Genomic DNA, 20,550 nt, shown 5'->3' with positions numbered 1-20,550 from the left:
GTCCGGGCACGACAAAGCCGCCGGTGTGCTCGCACCGGCGGCTTCGCCTCGGCCACGGAGATACCGAGGCCGTGCCGCGGGAACCCCTCACCGCGGCTGTTCGGGTCACATCGGGGGCATCAGCACCGTGTCGATGAGGTAGACCGTGGCGTTGGCCGTCTCGACGCCACCGCAGATGACCGCGGCGCTGTCGTTGACCATGATGTTGTCGCCCGAGCCGGTGACGGTCAGGTCGGCACCGTTGACGGTGGTGTGGGTGCCGTCGATCTCGTCGGGCGCGATCTGGCCGGGCACGACGTGGTAGGTGAGGATCGACGTGAGGGTCGCCGAGTCGGTCTTCAGCGACTCGATGGTGGCGGGGTCGATCTTCGCGAAAGCGTCGTCGACGGGAGCGAAGACGGTGAACTCGTCACCGTTCAGCGTGTCGACGAGGTTGACGTCAGGGTTGAGCTGTCCGCTGACGGCGGCGACGAGGGTGGTGAGCAGCGGGTTGTTCGACGCTGCGGTGGCCACCGGGTCCTGAGCCATACCGGCGACCGAGCCGGCGCCGTCCGGAACCGCTGCGGCGTAGTCGGCACAGCCGGGGCCGACGAGGTTGGCGGCCGGGTCCATCGAAGCGTCGGGCGATGCCGACTCCATGGGGGCGGCCGACGACGAGGGGGCCTCGGTCTCCTCGGTCATGGTGTCGCCCGAGGTCGACGAGCAGGCCGACAGAGCGAGGGCTCCGGCGAAGCCGAGGGCCAGGGCAGCAGTGAACTTCTTCTTGGTGCTGAGCATGATTGCCTCCGTGTGTTCTCCGCCGTGGGTCCGTCCCCGGCGTCGAGGGTTCTTCGGAGGCCCCGACCGATCGGATCGGAAAAAGTTCGAGAAAGTTCGAAACCGAGTTTTCCGGCATCCGAAGCACCCCTTCTGTACGAAGACGGCGACACGGATGTCGGCGCGGGTGCACACCGCGGCAGGCGGCAGGTAGAGAACCGATAACAGGTCGGCGCTGCATCCGGGAACAGGTCGGAGGATGCGGCATGCTGGTAGCGATGGTCATAGATGGAATGGACGTGCCCGACGACGGGCCGTCGACGGATCACGTCGCGGAGCTGATCCAGCGCTGCGCCGACGGTGACCACAGTGCTTTCACCCGCCTGTACGACACCCTGTCGGGGCGCGTCTTCGGACTCATCCTCCGCGTGCTCGTCGATCGCGCGCAGAGCGAGGAAGTGCTCCAGGAGGTCTTCCTGGAAGTGTGGCAATCCGCTTCGACGTTCGCTCCGAAGAAGGGGCAAGGAAGATCGTGGGTTCTCACGATCGCTCACCGCCGCGCGGTGGACCGGGTTCGGTCGTCGCAGGCGAGCAGCGATCGCGACGTACGTGCGGGCTACCGCGAGATGGCGTCACAGCCCGAAGGTGTCGCCGAGCAGGTTGAGCTGCGCATCGAAGGACGGCGCGTCGCTCGGGCTCTCAGCTCTCTACCCGAGGCGCAACGAGAGGCCATCACCCTCGCCTACTACGGGGGATACAGTCAGAGCGAAATCGCGGCGCTGGTAGGAGCGCCGCTCGGAACGATCAAGACACGGATGCGTGACGGATTGACCAAGCTCCGTAGTGCAATGGGGGTGACATCGTGAACGAACAGACTTTCGCCGAGCTCTCGGCAGGGTACGCGCTCGGAGCGCTGTCGCCCGAAGACGAGCTCGCCTACCGCGAAGCTCTCGACGCGCACCCCGAGTGGATGCCGCTGGTCGAGGCGGATGCCGCAGCGGCGGCTCTGCTGTCGGAGGGTGTCGCCGATGTGACGCCCCCGCCGGCCCTGCGGGCCAGCCTGCTCGCACAGATCGGTGCGCCGGTCGCGGAGCCGGGTGCGGAGCAGCCGGTCGCGGAGCAGCCTTCGCCTGGCGAGGACGATGTCGCCGACCCCGCGGATGACCTCCAGGACGACGACCCGCGGGCTGCGGCATCCGGCTATTCCGTGGGCTCTCCGGTGACCGAAGAGGTGCAGCTGGTGCAGCGTCGCAACTGGACGCGCAGCCTGTTCGCCCTGACGGCGTCGATCGCGCTCCTCGTCGGCATCGGCTGGGGCGTTGGCGCGCTGACGCAGGACATGCGCGCTCCGTCCGCCGAGAGCGTGCTCGCGCAGATCGAGCGTTCCGGCGACGCGCAGTCGAGCACCGCGCAGCTGGGAGACGGCGGCGAAGCCACGGTCCACTGGTCGCCGAGCGTCGACGGCGTCGTGCTCGTCGCCGAGGGGCTGCCCGAGATCGCCGACGACCAGTCGTACGAGGCATGGTTCGTCCGGGGCAGCGCCCCGATCCCGGCCGGTGCCTTCGAATCGAGCGACGGCTCGGCGGCGATGCTGCTCGAGGGCGACATGGAGCCCGACGACGTCATCGCCCTCACCATCGAACAGAGCGGCGGGTCGCCGAGCGGCCTGCCCACCACAGACCCGATCGTCGCGATCCCGACGAACGCCTGACTGCCCTACCCCGTTATTCGGCAGCGGAACGGCCGGCCCCTCTCGGGCCGGCCGTTCCGTCGTTTCGGCTTGTCCCTGCGTGGGCCGCAGGGATGCCGCTCTCGCTTAGCCTGGAATGATGACGGACGGATCCCGGGACTACCACAAGCCCGTTCGGCGACCCGCCGACGAGTTCGACCGGCACTTCGCCGGTGAAGATCCGGCGGAGGTCTCGCGCGTTGCGCATGCGACGGCGGGCGCCCTGCTGTCGCGGGTGCGCGAAGATCCGAGCGACGCCGTCGTAGACCGTCTCGTGGGCTTCACGGCCGAGCACGGGATCGACACCGTCGCCGAGCTGTGGTCGCGGTCGCCGGCCAAGTCGTTGCCGGGCGCCCTCTGGCGGCTGTACCTGCTGCAGCTGATGATCCATCGTGACCCGCGGACCGCCGCGCTGCTCTACGAACGCGGTCGGGTCGTGCTTCGTTCTGCCGACGAGGTGATCGCCGGGGCTCCCACGCCCGCGGGCCCGGAAGAGCTCGTGGCCCTCATCGACGTGATCATGCGCGGTGTGTTCCGGGGAGACTTCGCCGTCGCGCTCGAACGTGCCGCGTCGTTCTGCCGGGTGCAGTCGGCCGGAGCGACCTCGGTGGCCGACGACCACGATGTCAGCGAGCCCGACCGGTCGTCGGCGCTCACCGCGCGCGCCCTCCGGCTGAGCACCTACGCCGACGACCTAGGCTCGTGCGCCGGGTTGTGGCGTCGCGAAGCTCTTACGTGAGGTAGCGCCGGCGTCCGGAGAGAAAGCCGGAAAGACCCGGCAAAGAGAAGTGCCGGGCCGCAGAACGCCTCTCGGCGCGTGGCCGCTCGCAGCGGCTGAAGATGGAGCCCGGGGTTACTGCGGCCCGGCACATACAGTCTAACCGAGCCTCGGGTGTGGGCATTCCCGAGTGGACGAATCCGGTGGTCGGCCGGTAGTGAGTCGTGGCCTCCCGTCGGCGGCGTGCGGGCCGCGATGCAAGGGATCGTAGGCGACGCGCCGGGGGAGCGGCATCCGTACCGGGGTGTCGGGCGGGATGTCGTGCGTCCGGGCACAGGACGCGTCGTAGGCTCGGCGCATGGCACTGCGTTTCGCGCTGATGATCGACCCGCTCGCGGCGGATGACACCCGGTCGGACTTCACGTCGACCTTCACCGCGGTCGACCCCGCGGCCCCGGCGCTGACGGTGGGAGAGCTCAGCACCCAGCGCGGCGACGGCATCTTCGAATCGATCGGCGTAGTCGACGGCCACCCGCAGGAGGTCGAGGCGCACCTCGAGCGCCTGGCGCACTCCGCCGAGCTCTGCGACCTGCCGGTGCCGAACATCGGCCAGTGGCGGGCGGCCGTGGCGAACGCGGCAGCCGAATGCGGTTCGGGCGAGGGGGTCGTGAAGCTGATCCTCAGTCGCGGGATCGAGCACGGACCGACCCCGACGGCGTGGGCCACGGCAGCGGCGGCAGCGGACTTCACCGAGCCGCGCACGAGCGGCATCCGCGTCGTGACTCTCGACCGCGGCTACGCCATCGACGCGCCCGCGCGGGCTCCGTGGCTGCTGCTGGGCGCGAAGACCCTATCGTACGCCGTGAACATGGCCGCCCTGCGCGAGGCGCACCGGCGCGGCGCGGACGACGCCATCTTCCTGAGCTCCGACGGCTTCGTGCTCGAGGCGCCGACGGCCTCGCTCATCCTGCGACGCGGCGACACCTTCGTCACCCCGGCGCCCAACGGCGGCATCCTCCACGGCACGACGCAGCTGAGCCTGTTCGAGCACCTCGCCGAGCGCGGCTTCGAGACGGCGTACGAGACTATTCCGTTCGACGAGCTGCGACGAGCGGATGCCGCGTGGCTGGTGTCGAGTGTCCGGCTCGCGGCTCCCATCGTCGAGCTCGACGGCGCCGCTCTCGACATCGACGCCGAGTTCACCGCATCCCTGAACACCTACCTGCTCTCGCCGCGCGACTGACCCCCGTCCCGCCGGGCGGGGCGGTGTATCGCGATGCAAGACATCGTGCGCGCCACGCCGGCGGGTCGTCGCTCGCCTCGGGGTGTCGGGTGAGAAGCATTGCATCCCGGCACGGTGAGGAGACCGAATGGCCGAGGAAGCGGACATCAGGCGGATGCGGTGAGCTGCAGGCTCGGGTGCGATTGCAGGGCTCCGAGGATGGCGGACTCGACGAGCTCCCAGTCGTGGACGACGAGCGCGTAGTCGAAGCGCAGCGTCACGTAGCCCCACGAGGCGGCGTTCGCGTCGCGCGTCAGGTCTTTGTGGCGCTTCGCCTCGCCGTGATGATTGGCCCTGCCGTCGAGTTCGACGATGAGCCGGTCGCCGATCAGCGCGTCGACGACACCGACCCCGAAGACGGAGACCTGCGTCAGCACCCGGAGGTCGTGCTTCCGTAGACGCCACCGCAGGAGCGACTCGAGTCCGCTGTCGGCATCCGTTCGAGCGAGACTCAGCGCTTCCCGGCCGCGAGCGTTGGTGTGCCGACGGAGCCACCGCAGGTCGTCTCTCGTGAGGCGGCGCTGCCGCAGCGCGGACTCCAGTGCGACGAAGAAGTGCTCGGGGCCGCGGCATCCGAGGATCTGGCGCAGCACCTGCCGGAGTGGAAGAGCACCGGATGCCGCGGGCCGTGCGTCTCGGTCCCAATGCTCGATGCACCCGCATGACGCGTCGTGGTGGGCTCGCTGGCCGGTCTTCAGCCACACGTGCGGTTCGTGGTCGTCATCGAGGATCCACAGACCGTGATGCCGCGCGGCCGTGACGCACGCCATCGACCCGCCGTGCGCCGCGATCGCCCGGGCGGAGGCGCACGCGCCGGGGGAGGCGTACATGCCGATCCGGATGCGGCTGAGCCGGCCGGAGTCGACGGCCGCAGCGATCTCCCGGCGGCTCAGCCCGTCGGCACGGAGCTCGCGGGTGGAGAAGATGGATCGCGACTCGCACATCCCCCGACCGTGCTCGCCTCGGGGCCGACCGGTGGGCCATACGGCTCGTTCTGTGCACTGCTCTGGTGCTCGGTGCCTCGTGCAGGAACCGCTGCACCCGCTGGCCGCGTACCGGGACGCAAGAGATCCGGCGCGACACCCCGCCCGAGCGGCATCCGCACCGGGGTGTCGGCCACGACCCCTTGCATCCGCGCACGGCCCGAGCCGGACACTCCGGGACCCACGATGCAGCCCCGTCGCGCTGGGATGCAATGCGAAAACGGCGACGCGCCGGGCGAGGAGTCCTCGCACCGGCGCGTCGCGCACGATCCCTTGCATCCCGGCACTCCCGGGGCCCGGCCCACGACGAGCCGGGGTTCGACTCACCCGAAGCGGCCGGAGACGTAGTCCTCGGTGGCCTGCACGGACGGGGTGGTGAAGATCGACGTCGTGTCGTCGTACTCGATCAGCTTGCCGGGCTTGCCGGTGCCGGCGATGTTGAAGAACGCGGTCTTGTCGCTGACGCGCGAGGCCTGCTGCATGTTGTGCGTGACGATGACGACGGTGTAGTCGCTCTTGAGCTCCTGGATGAGCTCCTCGATGGCGAACGTCGAGATCGGGTCGAGGGCCGAGCAGGGCTCGTCCATGAGCAGCACGTCGGGCGAGACCGCGATCGCGCGAGCGATGCACAGACGCTGCTGCTGTCCGCCCGAGAGGCCGGAGCCGGGCTTGTCGAGACGATCCTTGACCTCGTTCCAGAGGTTGGCGCCGCGCAGCGACTTCTCGACGAGGGCGTCGGCGTCGGACTTCGAGATGCGCCGGTTGTTGAGCTTGACGCCCGCCAGCACGTTCTCGCGGATCGACATGGTGGGGAAGGGGTTCGGCCGCTGGAACACCATGCCGACCTGGCGGCGCACGAGCACCGGGTCGACGCCCGGGCCGTACAGGTCGTCGCCGTCGAGCAGGACGCTGCCCTCGACGCGGGCGCCGGGGATCACCTCGTGCATGCGGTTGAGGGTGCGCAGGAACGTCGACTTGCCGCAGCCCGAGGGGCCGATGAAGGCGGTGACGCTGCGGGGTTCGATGTCGAGGGAGACGCCCTCGACGGCGAGGAAGTCGCCGTAGTAGACGTTGAGGTCGTTGACTTCGATGCTCTTGGACACGGAGGTTCTTTCTTTCGGGTCAGCGGCCGGTCTTGGGTGCGAAGAACTTGGCGATCAGGCGCGCCACGAGGTTCAACAGCATCACGATGACGATGAGGGTCAGGGCCGATGCCCACGCGCGGCCGACGAAGGCCTCGGCGGGAATGCCCTGGTTCATGTACTGCGTGTAGGTGAAGACCGGCAGGGTCTGCATACGACCGTTGAAGAGGTCGTAGTTCATGGATGCCGTGAAGCCGGCGGTGATCAGCAGCGGTGCGGTCTCGCCGATGACGCGCGAGATCGACAGCATGACGCCGGTCGTGATGCCCGCGATCGCCGTCGGCAGCACGACCTTCGCGATCGTGAGCCACTTGGGCACACCGAGCGCGTACGAGGCTTCGCGCAGCTCGTTGGGGACGAGGCGCAGCATCTCTTCCGTCGAGCGGACGACGACCGGGATCATCAGCACCGCGAGGGCCACCGACCCCATGATGCCCAGGCGGATGCCGGGGCCGAGGAAGAGTGCGAACAAGGCGTAGGCGAACAGGCCGGCCACGATCGAGGGGATGCCGGTCATGACGTCGACGAGGAACGTGATGCCCTGGGCCAGACGTTTCCCCTGGCCGTACTCGATGAGGTAGATCGCGGTGAAGATGCCGATCGGGATCGAGATCACGGCTGCGGCGAGCGTGATGAGGACGGTGCCCATGATGGCGTGGAGCGCGCCGCCGCCTTCGCCGACGACGTTGCGCATCGACGAGCTGAAGAACTCGCCGCTCCAGCTGGGAGCGCCGAGCGTGATGACCGTGAACGCCACGGAGACGAGCGGCACCATCGCGATGAGGAACGCCACCGTGACGACACCCGTCACCAGTCGGTCGACCGCCTTGCGGCGGCCCTCGACGGCGGCCGAGACCGCGGTGATGAGCACGAGGTAGGCCACCGCCGACAGAATCAGCCAGCCGGGGATGTTGAGCGCATCGCCGGATGCCGCGGCGATGACGCCGAAGAAGATGCCGACGACCACCAGCGAGGCGCCGAGGATCGCCCAAGGCCCCCACTTGGGCAGGTGCCCCGTGGTGAGGCTCGTCGATGCGCTGCGCGCCGACGTGCTCGGGGGAGTGAGAGTCGCGGTCATGTCAGTTGGCCCCCGAGAATTCCTTGCGGCGGCTCACGATGTAGCGCGCGACCGCGTTCACCGCGAAGGTGACGACGAAGAGGATGAGGCCCGTGGCGATGAGGACGTTGACGTTCGTCCCGTAGGCCTCGGGGAAGGTGAGTGCGATGTTCGCCGCGATCGTCGAGGGGTTCCCCGACGTGAAGAGCGCGAAGGTGACGCCGCCCGACACGGAGAGCACCATGGCGACGGCCATGGTCTCGCCCAGCGCCCGGCCCAGGCCGAGCATGGCGGCCGAGACGATGCCGCTGCGGGCGAAGGGGAAGACGGCCATCCGGATCATCTCCCAGCGCGTCGACCCGAGGGCCAGCGCGGCCTCCTCGTGCAGGGTCGGCGTCTGCAGGAAGATCTCGCGGCAGATCGCGGTGATGATCGGGGTGACCATGACGGCGAGGACGACGGATGCCGTGAAGATCGTGCGGCCCGTGCTGGAGACGGGCCCGTTGAAGAGCGGGAACCACCCGACGTTGTCGACGAACCAGCTGTAGACCGGCTGCACGGCCGGTGCCAGGACGCCGATGCCCCACAGGCCGAAGACCACGGAGGGGACCGCCGCGAGCAGGTCGACGACGTAGCCGAGGGCCTGAGCGAGCTTGCGCGGCGCGTAGTGCGAGATGAAGAGGGCGACGCCGAGCGACAGCGGCACGGCCATGAGCAGCGCCAGCGCGGCGGCCCAGACGGTGCCGAAGACGAGCGGCCCGACGTACGACCAGAAGTTGTCGGGCAGGATCGAGGCGTCTTCGTTGGTGGCGACGAAAGCGGGGAGCGACTGGATGACCAGGAAGATCGCGACCGCGGCGAGGGTCACGAGGATCATCGAGCCGGCGAAGAGCGCGGTGCCGGAGAACCAGCGGTCACCCGCTCGGGTCTTGGCCTTCGGGGCTCCGGTGCGGGTGACCTCGGGTGTGGTGGTCATGGCTTCGATTCTGTGCGACGGACGGGAACCGCGCGAGGTGCCCGGCCCGGCGAAACCGGACCGGGCACCCGGAGCGTCTTACTTGATGGCCTCGATGGCCTCGGTGACCTGCGTGCGCAGGGTCTCCGAGATGGGGGCGGAGCCGGCAGCGGATGCCGCGGCGTCCTGGCCCTCGGCGCTCGCGGCGTAGCTGAAGAAGCCCTTGACCATCTCGGCGGTCGCGGCGTCCTTGTACTCCGCGCAGCCGATGAGGTAGCTCACGAGGACGATCGGGTAGACGCCGGCCTCGGTGCTGGTGCGGTCGAGCTTGATCGCGATGTCGGTGGCGGCGCGACCCTCTTCCTCGGGCGACGCGTCGACGATCGCGGCAGCGGCCTCGGGCGAGTACTCGACGAACTCGTCGCCGACCTGGATCGCGACGGTGCCGAGGTTGCCGGCGCGCGACGCGTCGGCGTAGCCGATGGTGCCCTGTCCGCCCTCGACAGCCGAGATGACGCCGGACGTGCCCTGAGCGGCCTCGCCGCCGAGGGCCGGCCACTCCTCGACCGAGCCGGCGGTCCAGACATCGGGCGCGGTCTTGGCGAGGTAGTCGGTGAAGTTGCCGGTGGTGCCCGACTTGTCGGAGCGGTGGACGGGCGTGATCGCCGTCGCGGGCAGCTCGACGCCCGAGTTGAGGGCGGCGATGGCCGGGTCGTTCCACGTCGTGATCTGGCCGGCGAAGATCTTCGCGAGCGTCGTCGCGTCGAGGTTCAGCGAGTCGACGCCGTCGATGTTGAAGACGACGGCGATCGGCGAGATGTAGGTCGGCAGCTCGACGAGGTCGGAGTCGGCCGCGCATGCCTCGAACGGGCCGGCAGTGATCTCGTCGGTCTTGAACGCGCGGTCCGAGCCGGCGAACTGCACGGCGCCGGCCTGGAACGACTCGCGTCCCGTGCCCGAACCGGAGGGGTCGTAGTCGATCGTGAGACCGGGGTTGGCGGTCTGCAGGCCCTGCGTCCAGGCCTGGACGGCGACCTCCTGCGACGAGGCGCCGCCACCGACGAGGTTGCCCTCGAGGGAAGGGGCCGAGGAGTCGCTCGAGCCGGCGCCGGGCGCAGCGGTTTCGTTTGCAGCGCAGCCGGCGAGGGCAAGAGAGGCCACGGCGGCCACGGCGCCCAGCTGGGCGAGTCGGGAGAGCTTCACTGTGTGAATCCTTCGCATGTTGGTGACGAGAACCCGGTGCAGGTTCGTCCCGAACGGTAGACACCGTCCCTTACGAGAGTGCGCTGTGGGGGTGAACAGAAGGTGAACGGCGCTCTCGAGCCGCGGAAAGACGGGCCTCGCGGCGTGGTGGCGCGAGCGAGATCACACCTTCGGCATGTGGGTTTCGATCGCGACGATCCCCGAGCCCGGGTTCTCACGCGGCAGGTGCACGACCGAGAACGCGCCGGTCTCGAGCGCCGAAGCGCTGCCGAGGTACGAGCCGCGCAGCGTTCCGGTGGCGAGCGCCATCTCGTTCAACAGGTCGGGGAGAACCGGGCCGTGGCTGCAGAGCACGACCGGCTTGCGGGCGCGCACCCGGTCGCCGACCACCGACCTGACGTCGGCCAGTCCGTTCTCCCACGCGTCCTGGGACAGGTGCGGACTCTTGTCGATCCGCTTGCTGATCGCCGCCGCCAACGGTGTCACGGTGCGCACGCAGCGCCGCGCGTCGGACGAGATGATCCGACGGACGCCGAACGCGACGAGCGGGCCCACGATCGCGTGCGCCTGCTTCTTCCCGCGTGCCGACAGTGGCCGTGCGGCATCCTCGCCGTCCCAGTCCTCGCGGGCCACGGCCTTGGCGTGGCGCAGGGCGATGAGCGGGAACGTGTCGATGGCGCGTTCGTCGACGAGTCGCACGAACTCGTCGAGGATCTCGACGTCGACGGGATAGCTCAGCGCTTTGCGCGCCTTCTTCAGCCCCATCCATTCCAGTGCCGCGATCTCTTTGTTCGGCACGAACGTCGACATCCTGATCGCCAGGTCGGTCGCCTCGGCCGCCCAGTAGTGGACGATCTTCTGCTTCTTGCTCGGCAGGTGATACTTCGACACTCCGACGGGCGGACCGAGTCGGACCGAGATGCCCGTCTCCTCGCGGATCTCGCGCACGGCGGTCTCGGCGAGCATCTCACCCGGGTCGACCTTGCCCTTGGGCAGCGTGAGGTCGCGGTACTTGGTGCGGTGGATGATCAGCACCTTCACTTTGCCGTCGACCCACCGCCAGACCACACCACCGGCCGCGTACACCGCGGTGTCGGTCATCGCACCGCCCGCGCCCGGCGGCGTCGCTGCACCTGCGCCATCGTGCGGTCCTGGAGGTCGACCAGCGGCTTGCCGTCGTCGTCGAACGCGTGACGGGTCCACACACCGCCGTCACCCAGGTGCCACGAGCTGGTCGAGTCGCTCATCGCGAGGTCGAACAGCGTCGTCAGCTCCTTGACGTGGGCGGGCGCGACGACGCGCACGAGCGCCTCGACGCGGCGGTCGAGGTTGCGGTGCATCATGTCGGCGCTGCCGATGTAGGCGATCGTGTCGCCGTTGTTGTGGAAGGTGAAGATGCGCGAGTGCTCGAGGTACCGCCCGAGGATCGAGCGGACGGTGATGTTGTCGGTCACTCCCGCCAGGTCGGTGCGCAGCGAGCAGATGCCGCGGACCCATACGTCGACGCGAACGCCGGCCTGGCTCGCCCGGTAGAGGGCGTCGATGATCTGCTCGTCGACCATCGAGTTGACCTTGATGCGGATGTGGGCGGGCTTGCCGTCGAGCGCGTTGCGGCGTTCGGCGTCGATGTGACGCAGCAGGCCCTTCCGCAGGTGGAGGGGAGCCACCAGCAGTCGCTTGAACTTCTTCTCGATCGCGTAGCCGCTGAGCTCGTTGAACAGTCGCGTCAGGTCGCGGCCGACCTGCTCGTCGCTCGTGAACAGGCCGAAGTCCTCGTAGAGGCGGCTCGTCTTGGGGTTGTAGTTACCGGTGCCGATATGGCTGTAGCTGCGGAGCGCGCCGTCCTCTTCGCGGATGACGTGCAGCAGCTTGCAGTGCGTCTTCAGCCCGACCAGGCCGTAGACGACGTGCACGCCGGCCTTCTCGAGCTTGCGCGCCCAGACGATGTTCGCCGCTTCGTCGAAGCGGGCCTTCACCTCGACGAGGGCGAGCACCTGCTTGCCCCGTTCGGCCGCGTCGATGAGCGCCTGCACGATGGGGCTGTCGCCCGACGTGCGGTAGAGCGTCTGCTTGATGGCGAGCACATGGGGATCGCGCGCAGCCTGCTCGAGGAACGCGACGACGCTCGTGGTGAACGACTCGTAGGGATGGTGCACGAGCACGTCGCCGGCGCGGATCGCGCCGAAGAAGTCGGTGCGCCCGTTCTGCTCGGCGGGCTGGAAGGCGGTCGCCGTGGTGGGGACGTGCGGCTTGTACCGCAGCTCGGGGCGGTCGATGCGGGCGAGATCGAAGAGTCCGCGCAGGTCGAGCAGGCCGGGCAGGCGGTAGACCTCCTGATCGGTGATGTCGAGCTCGCCGAGCAGCAGGTCGAGCGTGACGTCGTCCATGTCCTCGGTCACCTCGAGCCGGATCGGCGGACCGAAGCGGCGCCGGAGCAGCTCGGCCTCGAGGGCCTGGATCAGGTTCTCGGTCTCGTCCTCCTCGATCACCACATCCTCGTTGCGCGTGAGCCGGAAGGTGTGGTGCTCGAGGATCTCCATGCCGGGAAAAAGGTCTTCGAGGTTGTTGGCGATCAGGTCCTCGAGCGGCAGGTAGCGCTTGACCGAGGTGCCGGTGTCGAGCTCGACGAACCGGGGGAGCATCGGCGGAACCTTCAGGCGCGCGAACTCCTGCCGGCCGGTCTTGGCGTTGCGGATGCGGATCGCCAGGTTCAGTGACAGGCCCGAGATGTAGGGGAAGGGGTGCGCCGGATCGACGGCGAGGGGCATGAGGACGGGGAACACCTGCGCCTGGAAGTAGTCGTACAGACGTCCGCGCTCGGACTCGTCGAGGTCGTCCCAGCCGACGATCTCGATGCCCGCCTCAGCCAGAGCGGGCTGGACCATGTCGCCCCAGGCGCTCGAGTGGCGCAGCTGCAGTGCGTGCGCCTCGGCGGAGATGTCGGAGAGCACCTCCTGCGGTGCGCGTCCGACGTTGGTGGGCACGGCGAGGCCGGTGACGATGCGACGCTTGAGGCCGGCGACGCGCACCATGAAGAACTCGTCGAGGTTGCTGGCGAAGATCGCGAGGAAGTTGGCCCGTTCGAGCACCGGCAGGGTCGGGTCCTCGGCGAGCTCGAGCACGCGCTGATTGAAGGCGAGCCAGCTGATCTCACGGTCGGTGTAGCGGTGGTCGGGCAGCTGCGCGTCGACGTCTTCGACGGCGGGGTCGAAGTCGTCGTCGTCGGCGTCGCCCAGACCGGAGTCCAGAGCCTCGGTGTCGATCATCCCCTCATCATGGCAGTCCTGCGTGTCCTGCCGGTGAACGAGACGGAGAGTCAGCTCTGCGCGGATTCGCCACCGGCGGGAACCGGCTCGTCCTCGTAGACGTTGAAGCGGTAGCCGACGTTGCGCACCGTGCCGATCAGCTGTTCGAGATCGCCGAGCTTGGCTCGCAGCCGTCGCACGTGGACGTCGACCGTACGCGTGCCGCCGAAGTAGTCGTAGCCCCACACCTCGCTCAGCAGCTGCTCGCGCGTGAACACCCGCGACGGATGCGTCGCGAAGAAGTGGAGCAGCTGGAACTCCTTGTACGTGAGGTCGAGCGGGCGCCCGTGGACCTTCGCCGAGTACGACGACTCGTCGATCGTGATGCCGGAGGTCTGGATGCGGCTCGATACGGCCTCTTTGCTCACGCGTCCGATCGCGAGACGGATGCGGGCGTCGATCTCGGCGGGTCCGGCCGCGGCGAGGATGACGTCGTCGATGCCCCAGTCGGTGGAGACTGCGGTGAGGCCGCCCTCGGTGACGATGAGCACGAGCGGTGCGTCGATGCCCGTGCTGCCCAGGATCTTGCACAGCGACTTCGCGCCGACGAGGTCATGGCGCGCGTCGATGAAGACGACGTCGGCGCTGGGCGCGTTGACGAGCTGGGCGGGTTCGGCGGGGATCTGACGGACCCGATGGCTGAGCAGCTCGAGCGCCGGGAGCGCGAGACCACCGCCGTGCGTGGAACTCAGGACGAGAAGCTGTGCCAACGGGGATTCCTCCGGGAGCGGCCGGGACGTGCACTCATCTTAGGCGTTCGCCGGATGCCGCCCGTGCGCAGCGTCGCGTCGGACGACACCGTGGGCCACAATGGGACGGTGACCACGCCCGATCTCGCACCGCCGCGCACCGTCGCCGGAGTCGTCGCCGTCTGGATCGCTGCCGCCGTCGCGGCCGTCCTGGTGGGCATCCTCGCCCCGGTCGACCAGCGGGCGGTATGGATGCCGATCGCCCTCGGCGGCTGCCTCATCCTCGCGTTCGTCGTCCAGCTGGCGTCGGGCCGGGTGCGTGGGTTCATCGAGCGCGTCGCGGTGAGCGTGCTGGGCGCGCTTTTCGTCATGGGGTTCATCGGCATCGGGTTCGGGCTCTCATCGCTCGTCGGAGCCTGACCGCCGGCGTTGCCGCTCGTCACAGGCGCGGACGGCCCCTGCGGGCATAGAGTAGGGGCATGGATCTCCTCGCGCTCGAAATCTTCTACGTGGGCCTGCTCGGACTGGCGTCGCTCGCCATCGTCTTCGTTTCGGGCGTCGTCGTGAAGAACCTCTACCGCGGCCAGCGCTGACATCGTGCTCGAGCTGCCCACCGATCTGCCGGCGGACCTCGTTCCGCTGTCATGGCTGCTCGGAGTCTGGGAAGGCTCGGGCGTCATCGACTACGAGACGGCCGATGGTCATCTCACCGGCGAGTTCGTGCACCAGGTGAGCTTCAGCCATGACGGCGGCGACTACCTCAACTACTCCGCCACCGCCTGGCTGATCGACGACAGCGGCACGCGCATTCGGCCGCTCGTGGCCGAGACCGGTTACTGGCGCGTCGCACGACCCGCCGGAGCCGAAGACGCCGGACCGGGACTGCTGCCGGCATCCGCTCCCGCGCGCGAGCGCACCGTCGACGACGTCGAGGCGCTCCGCAATGCCGAGGGCGGTTTCGACCTCGAGGTCGCGCTCGTGCACTCGGACGGCGTGAGCGAGCTGTATCTCGGACAGGTCCGCGGTCCGCGCATCGACCTCGCCACCGATGCCGTCGTCCGCACCGCGGGTGCGAAGGAGTACACGGCCGCCACGCGCATGTACGGCCTCGTCGACGGGCACCTGCTGTGGGCCTGGGACATCGCCGCGCTCGGCGGCGAGCTCGCCTCCCACGCCTCGGCCCGCCTGGCGAAGGCCGAATGATGTCGGGCGACGGCGCGACCTTCGCCGGCGTCGACGGGGCGGTGTGCGACGACCTCGGCCTCGTGCACATCGGCAACCCGATGCGCGAGCAGCAGCTGCTCGACAGCGGCACCGCCGTCGCACCGCTCGGCGACCGTTCGGTCGTCACCGTGACCGGTCCCGACCGGCTCAGCTGGCTCGACTCGCTCACCTCGCAGGCACTGACGCGGCTGCTCCCCGGAGACAGCACCGAACTGCTCGTGCTCGATCCGCAGGGCCACGTGGAGCATGCGGCATCCGTCGTCGATGACGGCGAGACGACCTGGCTCATCACCGACGCCGGGCGGCTCGAGGCGCTTGTGACCTGGCTCACGCGCATGCGGTTCCGGTTGCGGGTCGAGGTCGCCGATCGCTCCGGCGACACCGCGGTCGTCGGCGGAACGGCATCCGCAGTCGCCGGCCTCGCGTCGTCCGCCGTGTGGCGCGACCCGTGGCCCGAGGTCTCTATCGGCGGGTGGGGGTACGCGACCGGCGAGGGGCATCCCGGTGCCGGACGCGACTGGGCCGAGGCGATCGTCGACCGCGAGGAGCTCCGCCGGCTCGCCGACGAGGCCGTCGCGGGACGTCGCCGCATCGCCGGACGGTGGGCCGCGGATGCCTTGCGCATCGCCGCGTGGCGTCCGCGTGCGGACTCCGAGGCCGACGGCATGACGCTGCCGCACGAGGTCGACTGGCTCCGCACCGCCGTGCACCTGTCGAAGGGCTGCTACCGCGGACAGGAGACGGTGGCGAAGGTGCACAACCTCGGTCACCCGCCCCGGCGGCTGGTGGCTCTGCAGCTCGACGGCAGCGACGCAGTGCTCCCCGAACCCGGTGCGATCGTGCGCCGCGAGGGCGAGGAGGTGGGGCGCGTCACCTCGGTCGCGCGCCACTTCGAGCAGGGGCCGATCGCCCTCGCCCTCGTCAAACGATCGGTGCCGATCGATGTCGACCTCATCGTCGACGCCGGTGATGACACGGTCGCCGCGGTGCAGGAGGTCGTCGTCCCGCCCGACGCCGGCCGCACCGCCGCGCCGCCGCGGCTGCCCCGCCTGAGCCGTCGCACCTGACGTGACACCCGAGCGTGCCGACGAGCCGCCCGCCGTCACTGCGCCCATCGCGACCGGCTGGCGGGCTCGCGTGCGCCCGCGCCGGGGCTTCGAGCGCGCGCGCGACTCGACTCCCGCGATCGTTCAGATCGTCGTGGCGGCATCCGCGGCCTACGCATTCGCGCACCTCGTGCTCGGGCATCCGTCGCCCCTGCTCGCGGCGACCGTGACCATCTCGAGTCTCGGGCTCGTCCGCGATGCTCGTCCGCGCCGTGTGCTCGAGACCGTGATCGGGATGCTGGTGGGTGTGCTCGTCTCCGAGCTCATCGTGCTCGCCGTCGGGTCAGGGACGTGGCAGCTGGCCCTGGCTCTTGCCGCGACGCTGCTCACCGCTCGGGTGCTCTCGGCGCAGCCGAGCTTCGCGATCTCGGCGGCGATCCAATCGGTGATCGTGATCGCGATCCCCGGAAGCATGCCGTTCCTCCGCCTCGTCGACGGGTCGGTGGGAGCGGTCGCCGCGCTGCTCGCGACGGCCCTGTTGCCGCGCCGGCCACTGCGAGAGGTCTCGCGGGCGGGCCGCGCCCTCTTCGCCGCTTTCGACGGCGCTGCGGCGACGGTGATCCAGGCGCTGCGCCGCGGCGACAGGGTGCGAGCCGACCGCGGCCTCGAGAAGGCGCGGGCGCTGCAGCCGCTCGTCGACGACTGGACGACCTCGCTGGACTCCGGGCTCGCCGTCGCCCGCATCTCGCCGTTCCTCCGGCGCCAGCGCGAGGAGCTGCAACGCCAGGACCGCATGCGGGCGTCGCTCGACCTTGCCACGCGCAACCTCCGGGTCATCGCCCGCCGTGTCGTGTACGCCCTCGAAGACCGCGAGCCACGCCCGATCGCCGCCGACCTCCTCGCCCAGATCGCCCGTGCGGCCGACCTGTTGGGCCAGTCGATCGATGACATCGCGCTGGAACCGGCAGCCCGCGAGTCATTGCTCGCCGTCGCGACCCGCCTCGATCCGACCCGCCTGGCGCCCGGCTCCTCGCTCGGAGATCAGAACGTCATCACCGCGCTGCGTCCCCTCGTGGTCGATCTGCTCACGGCGGCGGGGATGCCGCAGGCCGAAGCCCGGGCGACGATGCCGCGCATCTGAGCGCCGGGCTCCGCGTCGAACGCCGACGCTATGACAGCTCGGGATGTCACGCAACCGCCTCGTGCGGCATCCCTTCCGTTCTCTAGCGTGATCATTCCCCCGGAGTGAGGAGCGAGCATGAAGGCAGTGGTCTGGCACGGCATCGGCGACATCAGGCTCGACGAGGTCGACGAGCCTCGGATCGAGGACGGGCACGATGCGATCGTCCGTATCACCCGCAGTGCGATCTGCGGCACGGACCTCCACTTCATTCGCGGCACGATGTCGGGAATGAGGGACGGCACCATCCTCGGACACGAGGCCGTCGGCGTCGTGACCGAGGTCGGCGAACACGTTCGCGGCTTCCAGCCCGGCGACCGCGTCGTGATCAACTCGACGATGTCGTGCGGCGCGTGCCGCTATTGCCGCGACGGGCACACGGCCCAATGCGACGTCGCCAACCCGAACGGGCCGCACGCCGGCACCTCGTTCTTCGGCGGCCCTGAGGCGACGGGACCTGTCGACGGCCTGCAGGCCGAGTATGCCCGCATCCCCTGGGCTCAGAACACGATGACGAAGCTGCCGGACGCGGTCTCGGACGATCAGGCGATCCTGCTCTCGGACATCTTCCCGACGGCGTGGTTCGGCGCGCAGCTCGCGGGGGTCTCCCGCGGTGACGTCGTCGTCGTGCTCGGAGCGGGGATCGTCGGGCAGTTCTCGGTCGTCTCGGCCTTCAAGCAGGGCGCCGGACGCGTCATCGTCGTCGACGGCGTCGCGGATCGCCTCGAGCAGGCGCGCACTCTGGGAGCCGAAGTGGTCGACTTCAACGACGACGACCCCGTGGCCGCTGTCATGGAGCTGACGAACGACATCGGCGCCGACTGCGTCATCGACGCCGTGGGGGTGGACGCCGAGCGTCCGGCTCGCGGTCCGGCAGCCCCGGATGACGACACCGCGGCGGGATTCGATGAGGAGGTCGCGCAGGTCGCGCCCGACATCGCGCCTCAGGGTGATCTCTGGCGACCGGGCGACGCGCCGTCGCAGGCGTCTCGGTGGGCGGTCGAGATGGTCGCGAAGTACGGGCGCATCGGGATCATCGGGGTGTACTCGCCGCTGGCCGAGGTCTATCCGATCGGGCAGGCCATGAACAAGAACCTCACCGTCCGGATGGGCAACTGCGACCACCACAGCGTCACGCCTCCGCTCATCGACATGGTCGCCGCCGGGGTCTTCGACCCCACGGCCCTCATCACCGCCCACGAGACGCTCGCCGGGGTCATCGACGCGTACGAGGCCTTCGACCGCCGCGAGCCCGGCTGGATCAAGGTCGCCCTCGACATCGGCGGCTGATCCGGCCGGGCGTCACCGCAGCTGCGGCACCATCACGACACGACGGCGCCGCGGTCGTGCACGAGTTCGCCTCCGACAATCGTCGCGCCCACCTGTATCGACGAGATGCGCGTGGGGTCGACCTCGAGCAGGTCGTCGCTGAGCACCGCGAGGTCGGCGAGCATCCCGCGGCGAATGGTGCCCTTGACATGCTCTTCGCGCGCGGCGTAGGCGGAACCGTAGGTATAGGCCCGTAGCGCCTGTGCGGGGGATACCGCTTCGGCGGGCGCCAGCGGCACGCCGGCCGCGGTGCGGCGGTTGACCATGTCGTGGATGCTCGCGATCGGGTCGGGGTGCACGATCGGGGCGTCCGTCGAGCCGGGCAGCACGACACCGCGGTCGAGCCAGGTCCGCATGCGGTAGACCATGTCGGCCCGCTCGGGGCCGACCGCCGCGAGCAGGCCGTCGCCGGTTTCCGAGACGAACCGACCCTGCGGGCTCGGGATGAGGCCGAGAGCCACGACCCGGTCGATCTGATCGGGCCGCGAGACCCCGCAGTGCTCGATGCGGTGGCGCGGGTCATGGCGCGGAAACTCCCGCTGCGCGGCGTCGACGGCATCCATCAGCGCATCGAGCGCCCGGTCGCCGATGGCATGAGTCGCGATCTGCCATCCGTTGCGGTGCGCGTCGCGGATCATCTCGTGCAGCTGCGGTTCCTCCCACACGAGGAACCCGCGGTTGCCCGGGTCGTCGCTGAAGTCGCAGCACATGGCCGCGGTCCGTCCGATGAGCGAACCATCGCTGAGCACCTTGGTCCCGGAGATGCGCAGCCGGTCGTCGCCCAGGCCGGTGCGCGCCCCCAGGTCGAGGCCCCATCCGCTCTCGCCGCCGCCGATCGCGCCGAGGTCGTGCATGACGCGGATGTAGGGCATGGCATTGAGGCGAAGGCGGATGTCGCCGGCTTCGATGCCCTCCTGGTAGGCGCGCAGCTCGACGGGGCTCTGCCCGATCTGCCCCGGTGCCCCGATGCCGGGCTCGGTCACGGTGGTGATGCCGTATCGCAGGAGATCGGCCGAGGCCAGCCGGGATCCCTCTCGGTGGGTTTCGAGCGTCACCGGCAGGAAGCCGCCGGTGACGAGCTCCTGCGCCCGCTCTTGAAGCAGGCCGTCGGGATGGCCGTCGGCGTCGCGCGAGACGAGCCCGCCGTCGATGTGGTGCGGCAGTGCGGCGGGGTCGAGGCCCATGGCCCGGAAGGCGGCGCTGTTGGCGACGCCCATATGTCCCGAGGTGTGTTCGAGGTAGACGGGGTTGTCGGGCGCGATGCGATCGAGATCTACCAGGTGCGGGTGGCGGCCGAGCTTGTTCTGGTCGTGTCCGCGCCCGAGCACCCACGCCCCGGGAGCAGCGGCAGCCACGGCTGTCGCGATCGCCGCGTAGACGGCGTCTAGGTCGGGTTGTGCCGTGTGCGACAGGTCGAGTCGCAGCAGCTTCTGTCCGTGCAGGCTGAAGTGCAGGTGCGCGTCGTGGAAGCCGGGCACCGCGGGCGCCCCTCCGAGGTCGAGCATGCGGTCTGCGGTGGCGCCGTCGATCTCCTCATCGACCCCGACGATCCGCCCCGCGAAGACCCCGATCCGCGAGGCCATCGGGCGCTCGGTGTCGCCCGTGCGGATGCGCCCGTTCTCGATGATCGCGTCGAGCCTCATGCGGACACCTCGCGCTCGCGCTTCTCCGCGGCGGCCGAGAAGCCGCTGCGGACCGTCACGCCCACGACACCGATGAGGGTGATGCCGATGAGGATGACGTAGAAGACCGCGATCCCGACCCAGCTCCCGCCGCCGATGTTCAGCGCGAGCTGGGCGAGCAGGGGAGTCGTGCCACCGATGAGAGTGGCGCACAGCTGGTACGCGGCCGAGATGCCCGTGTAGCGGATGCGCACGGGGAACGCCTGGGCGAGGAAGCCGGCCAGCACGGCGTAGTAGCCGGAGGTCGGGATCATGACCGCCGCGAGAACC

General features: G+C 69.6%; 19 protein-coding genes. 9 read left to right on the top strand and 10 right to left on the bottom strand.

Features of this window, described 5'->3' with window-relative positions; all coding sequences use genetic code 11:
- Positions 1 to 105 precede the first annotated feature (105 nt).
- Entirely contained in the window at positions 106 to 777 is a 672-nt protein-coding gene (locus MTS1_RS13530) for a fasciclin domain-containing protein (protein WP_023954919.1), read from the bottom strand.
- A 245-nt stretch (positions 778 to 1,022) separates the two neighbouring features.
- Between MTS1_RS13530 and sigK the strand changes: the two genes are divergently transcribed.
- From sigK to MTS1_RS13510, 4 genes are all read left to right on the top strand, one after another.
- On the top strand, positions 1,023 to 1,622 hold the full coding sequence (gene sigK, locus MTS1_RS13525) for an ECF RNA polymerase sigma factor SigK (protein WP_023954917.1): 600 nt from the start codon (positions 1,023 to 1,025) through the stop codon (positions 1,620 to 1,622).
- Positions 1,619 to 2,467, top strand: a complete 849-nt coding sequence (locus MTS1_RS13520) for an anti-sigma factor domain-containing protein (RefSeq protein WP_023954915.1) — start codon at positions 1,619 to 1,621, stop codon at positions 2,465 to 2,467. Before sigK ends, MTS1_RS13520 begins: the two co-directional genes overlap by 4 nt.
- Positions 2,468 to 2,585: 118 nt before the next feature.
- Complete coding sequence (locus tag MTS1_RS13515) at positions 2,586 to 3,224, top strand: hypothetical protein (protein ID WP_036306059.1); 639 nt, start codon at positions 2,586 to 2,588, stop codon at positions 3,222 to 3,224.
- Between the two features lie 337 nt (positions 3,225 to 3,561).
- The gene (locus MTS1_RS13510; protein ID WP_023954911.1) at positions 3,562 to 4,446 is read left to right on the top strand and encodes an aminodeoxychorismate lyase; all 885 of its coding nucleotides are present in this window, start codon (positions 3,562 to 3,564) and stop codon (positions 4,444 to 4,446) included.
- Between the two features lie 146 nt (positions 4,447 to 4,592).
- Here MTS1_RS13510 and MTS1_RS13505 read toward each other — a convergent pair whose 3' ends face one another.
- The 8 genes from MTS1_RS13505 to MTS1_RS13470 form a co-directional block, all read right to left on the bottom strand.
- Positions 4,593 to 5,429 (bottom strand): type IV toxin-antitoxin system AbiEi family antitoxin domain-containing protein, encoded by an 837-nt coding sequence (locus tag MTS1_RS13505; protein ID WP_023954909.1) that lies wholly within the window; start codon positions 5,427 to 5,429, stop codon positions 4,593 to 4,595.
- 362 nt (positions 5,430 to 5,791) lie between these two features.
- Positions 5,792 to 6,571 (bottom strand): phosphate ABC transporter ATP-binding protein PstB, encoded by a 780-nt coding sequence (gene pstB, locus MTS1_RS13500; protein WP_023954907.1) that lies wholly within the window; start codon positions 6,569 to 6,571, stop codon positions 5,792 to 5,794.
- A gap of 19 nt (positions 6,572 to 6,590) precedes the next feature.
- On the bottom strand, positions 6,591 to 7,688 hold the full coding sequence (gene pstA / locus MTS1_RS13495; RefSeq protein WP_023954904.1) for a phosphate ABC transporter permease PstA: 1,098 nt from the start codon (positions 7,686 to 7,688) through the stop codon (positions 6,591 to 6,593).
- A 1-nt stretch (position 7,689) separates the two neighbouring features.
- A complete protein-coding gene (gene pstC / locus MTS1_RS13490; protein WP_023954902.1) occupies positions 7,690 to 8,643 on the bottom strand; it encodes a phosphate ABC transporter permease subunit PstC in 954 nt (317 codons plus the stop codon).
- Between the two features lie 78 nt (positions 8,644 to 8,721).
- Positions 8,722 to 9,825, bottom strand: coding sequence for a phosphate ABC transporter substrate-binding protein PstS (gene pstS, locus MTS1_RS13485; protein WP_023954901.1), 1,104 nt, complete (start codon positions 9,823 to 9,825; stop codon positions 8,722 to 8,724).
- 162 nt (positions 9,826 to 9,987) lie between these two features.
- Complete coding sequence (locus MTS1_RS13480; RefSeq protein WP_023954899.1) at positions 9,988 to 10,926, bottom strand: NUDIX domain-containing protein; 939 nt, start codon at positions 10,924 to 10,926, stop codon at positions 9,988 to 9,990.
- Positions 10,923 to 13,091, bottom strand: a complete 2,169-nt coding sequence (locus tag MTS1_RS13475) for an RNA degradosome polyphosphate kinase (protein WP_023954897.1) — start codon at positions 13,089 to 13,091, stop codon at positions 10,923 to 10,925. Before MTS1_RS13475 ends, MTS1_RS13480 begins: the two co-directional genes overlap by 4 nt.
- A 50-nt stretch (positions 13,092 to 13,141) precedes the next feature.
- Positions 13,142 to 13,840, bottom strand: coding sequence for a response regulator transcription factor (locus MTS1_RS13470; RefSeq protein ID WP_023954895.1), 699 nt, complete (start codon positions 13,838 to 13,840; stop codon positions 13,142 to 13,144).
- 108 nt (positions 13,841 to 13,948) lie between these two features.
- Here MTS1_RS13470 and MTS1_RS13465 point away from each other — a divergent pair, with 108 nt between their 5' ends.
- The 5 genes from MTS1_RS13465 to MTS1_RS13440 all read left to right on the top strand — a co-directional run bounded on the left by MTS1_RS13465 (position 13,949) and on the right by MTS1_RS13440 (position 18,559).
- Positions 13,949 to 14,239: a hypothetical protein gene (locus MTS1_RS13465; protein ID WP_036306055.1), complete on the top strand. Its 291-nt coding sequence runs from the start codon at positions 13,949 to 13,951 to the stop codon at positions 14,237 to 14,239.
- A gap of 177 nt (positions 14,240 to 14,416) precedes the next feature.
- Positions 14,417 to 15,022 carry an FABP family protein gene (locus MTS1_RS13455; RefSeq protein WP_023954891.1) on the top strand — a complete coding sequence of 202 codons (606 nt, stop codon included), beginning with the start codon at positions 14,417 to 14,419 and terminating at the stop codon, positions 15,020 to 15,022.
- Entirely contained in the window at positions 15,022 to 16,110 is a 1,089-nt protein-coding gene (locus MTS1_RS13450) for a folate-binding protein YgfZ (RefSeq protein WP_023954889.1), read from the top strand. The genes MTS1_RS13455 and MTS1_RS13450 overlap by 1 nt, the downstream gene beginning before the upstream one ends.
- Before the next feature lies 1 nt (position 16,111).
- The gene (locus MTS1_RS13445; RefSeq protein WP_023954887.1) at positions 16,112 to 17,230 is read left to right on the top strand and encodes an FUSC family protein; all 1,119 of its coding nucleotides are present in this window, start codon (positions 16,112 to 16,114) and stop codon (positions 17,228 to 17,230) included.
- 117 nt (positions 17,231 to 17,347) lie between these two features.
- Complete coding sequence (locus MTS1_RS13440) at positions 17,348 to 18,559, top strand: alcohol dehydrogenase catalytic domain-containing protein (RefSeq protein ID WP_023954885.1); 1,212 nt, start codon at positions 17,348 to 17,350, stop codon at positions 18,557 to 18,559.
- 32 nt (positions 18,560 to 18,591) lie between these two features.
- Here MTS1_RS13440 and MTS1_RS13435 read toward each other — a convergent pair whose 3' ends face one another.
- Positions 18,592 to 20,241 carry an amidohydrolase gene (locus tag MTS1_RS13435; protein WP_023954883.1) on the bottom strand — a complete coding sequence of 550 codons (1,650 nt, stop codon included), beginning with the start codon at positions 20,239 to 20,241 and terminating at the stop codon, positions 18,592 to 18,594.
- Positions 20,242 to 20,550 lie beyond the last annotated feature (309 nt).

The organism is Microbacterium sp. TS-1 (genome assembly GCF_000509385.1).
GTDB lineage: Bacteria > Actinomycetota > Actinomycetes > Actinomycetales > Microbacteriaceae > Microbacterium > Microbacterium arborescens.
This window is presented reverse-complemented; position numbering and strand designations above follow the sequence as displayed.

Coding starts and splice junctions, on each gene's coding strand:
- MTS1_RS13530 (WP_023954919.1), bottom strand. CDS start 777: ATGCTCAGCACCAAGAAGAAGTTCACTGCTGCCCTGGCCCTCGGCTTC.
- sigK (WP_023954917.1), top strand. CDS start 1,023: ATGCTGGTAGCGATGGTCATAGATGGAATGGACGTGCCCGACGACGGG.
- MTS1_RS13515 (WP_036306059.1), top strand. CDS start 2,586: ATGACGGACGGATCCCGGGACTACCACAAGCCCGTTCGGCGACCCGCC.
- MTS1_RS13510 (WP_023954911.1), top strand. CDS start 3,562: ATGGCACTGCGTTTCGCGCTGATGATCGACCCGCTCGCGGCGGATGAC.
- MTS1_RS13505 (WP_023954909.1), bottom strand. CDS start 5,429: ATGTGCGAGTCGCGATCCATCTTCTCCACCCGCGAGCTCCGTGCCGAC.
- pstA (WP_023954904.1), bottom strand. CDS start 7,688: ATGACCGCGACTCTCACTCCCCCGAGCACGTCGGCGCGCAGCGCATCG.
- pstC (WP_023954902.1), bottom strand. CDS start 8,643: ATGACCACCACACCCGAGGTCACCCGCACCGGAGCCCCGAAGGCCAAG.
- MTS1_RS13480 (WP_023954899.1), bottom strand. CDS start 10,926: ATGACCGACACCGCGGTGTACGCGGCCGGTGGTGTGGTCTGGCGGTGG.
- MTS1_RS13475 (WP_023954897.1), bottom strand. CDS start 13,091: ATGATCGACACCGAGGCTCTGGACTCCGGTCTGGGCGACGCCGACGAC.
- MTS1_RS13450 (WP_023954889.1), top strand. CDS start 15,022: ATGTCGGGCGACGGCGCGACCTTCGCCGGCGTCGACGGGGCGGTGTGC.
- MTS1_RS13440 (WP_023954885.1), top strand. CDS start 17,348: ATGAAGGCAGTGGTCTGGCACGGCATCGGCGACATCAGGCTCGACGAG.
- MTS1_RS13435 (WP_023954883.1), bottom strand. CDS start 20,241: ATGAGGCTCGACGCGATCATCGAGAACGGGCGCATCCGCACGGGCGAC.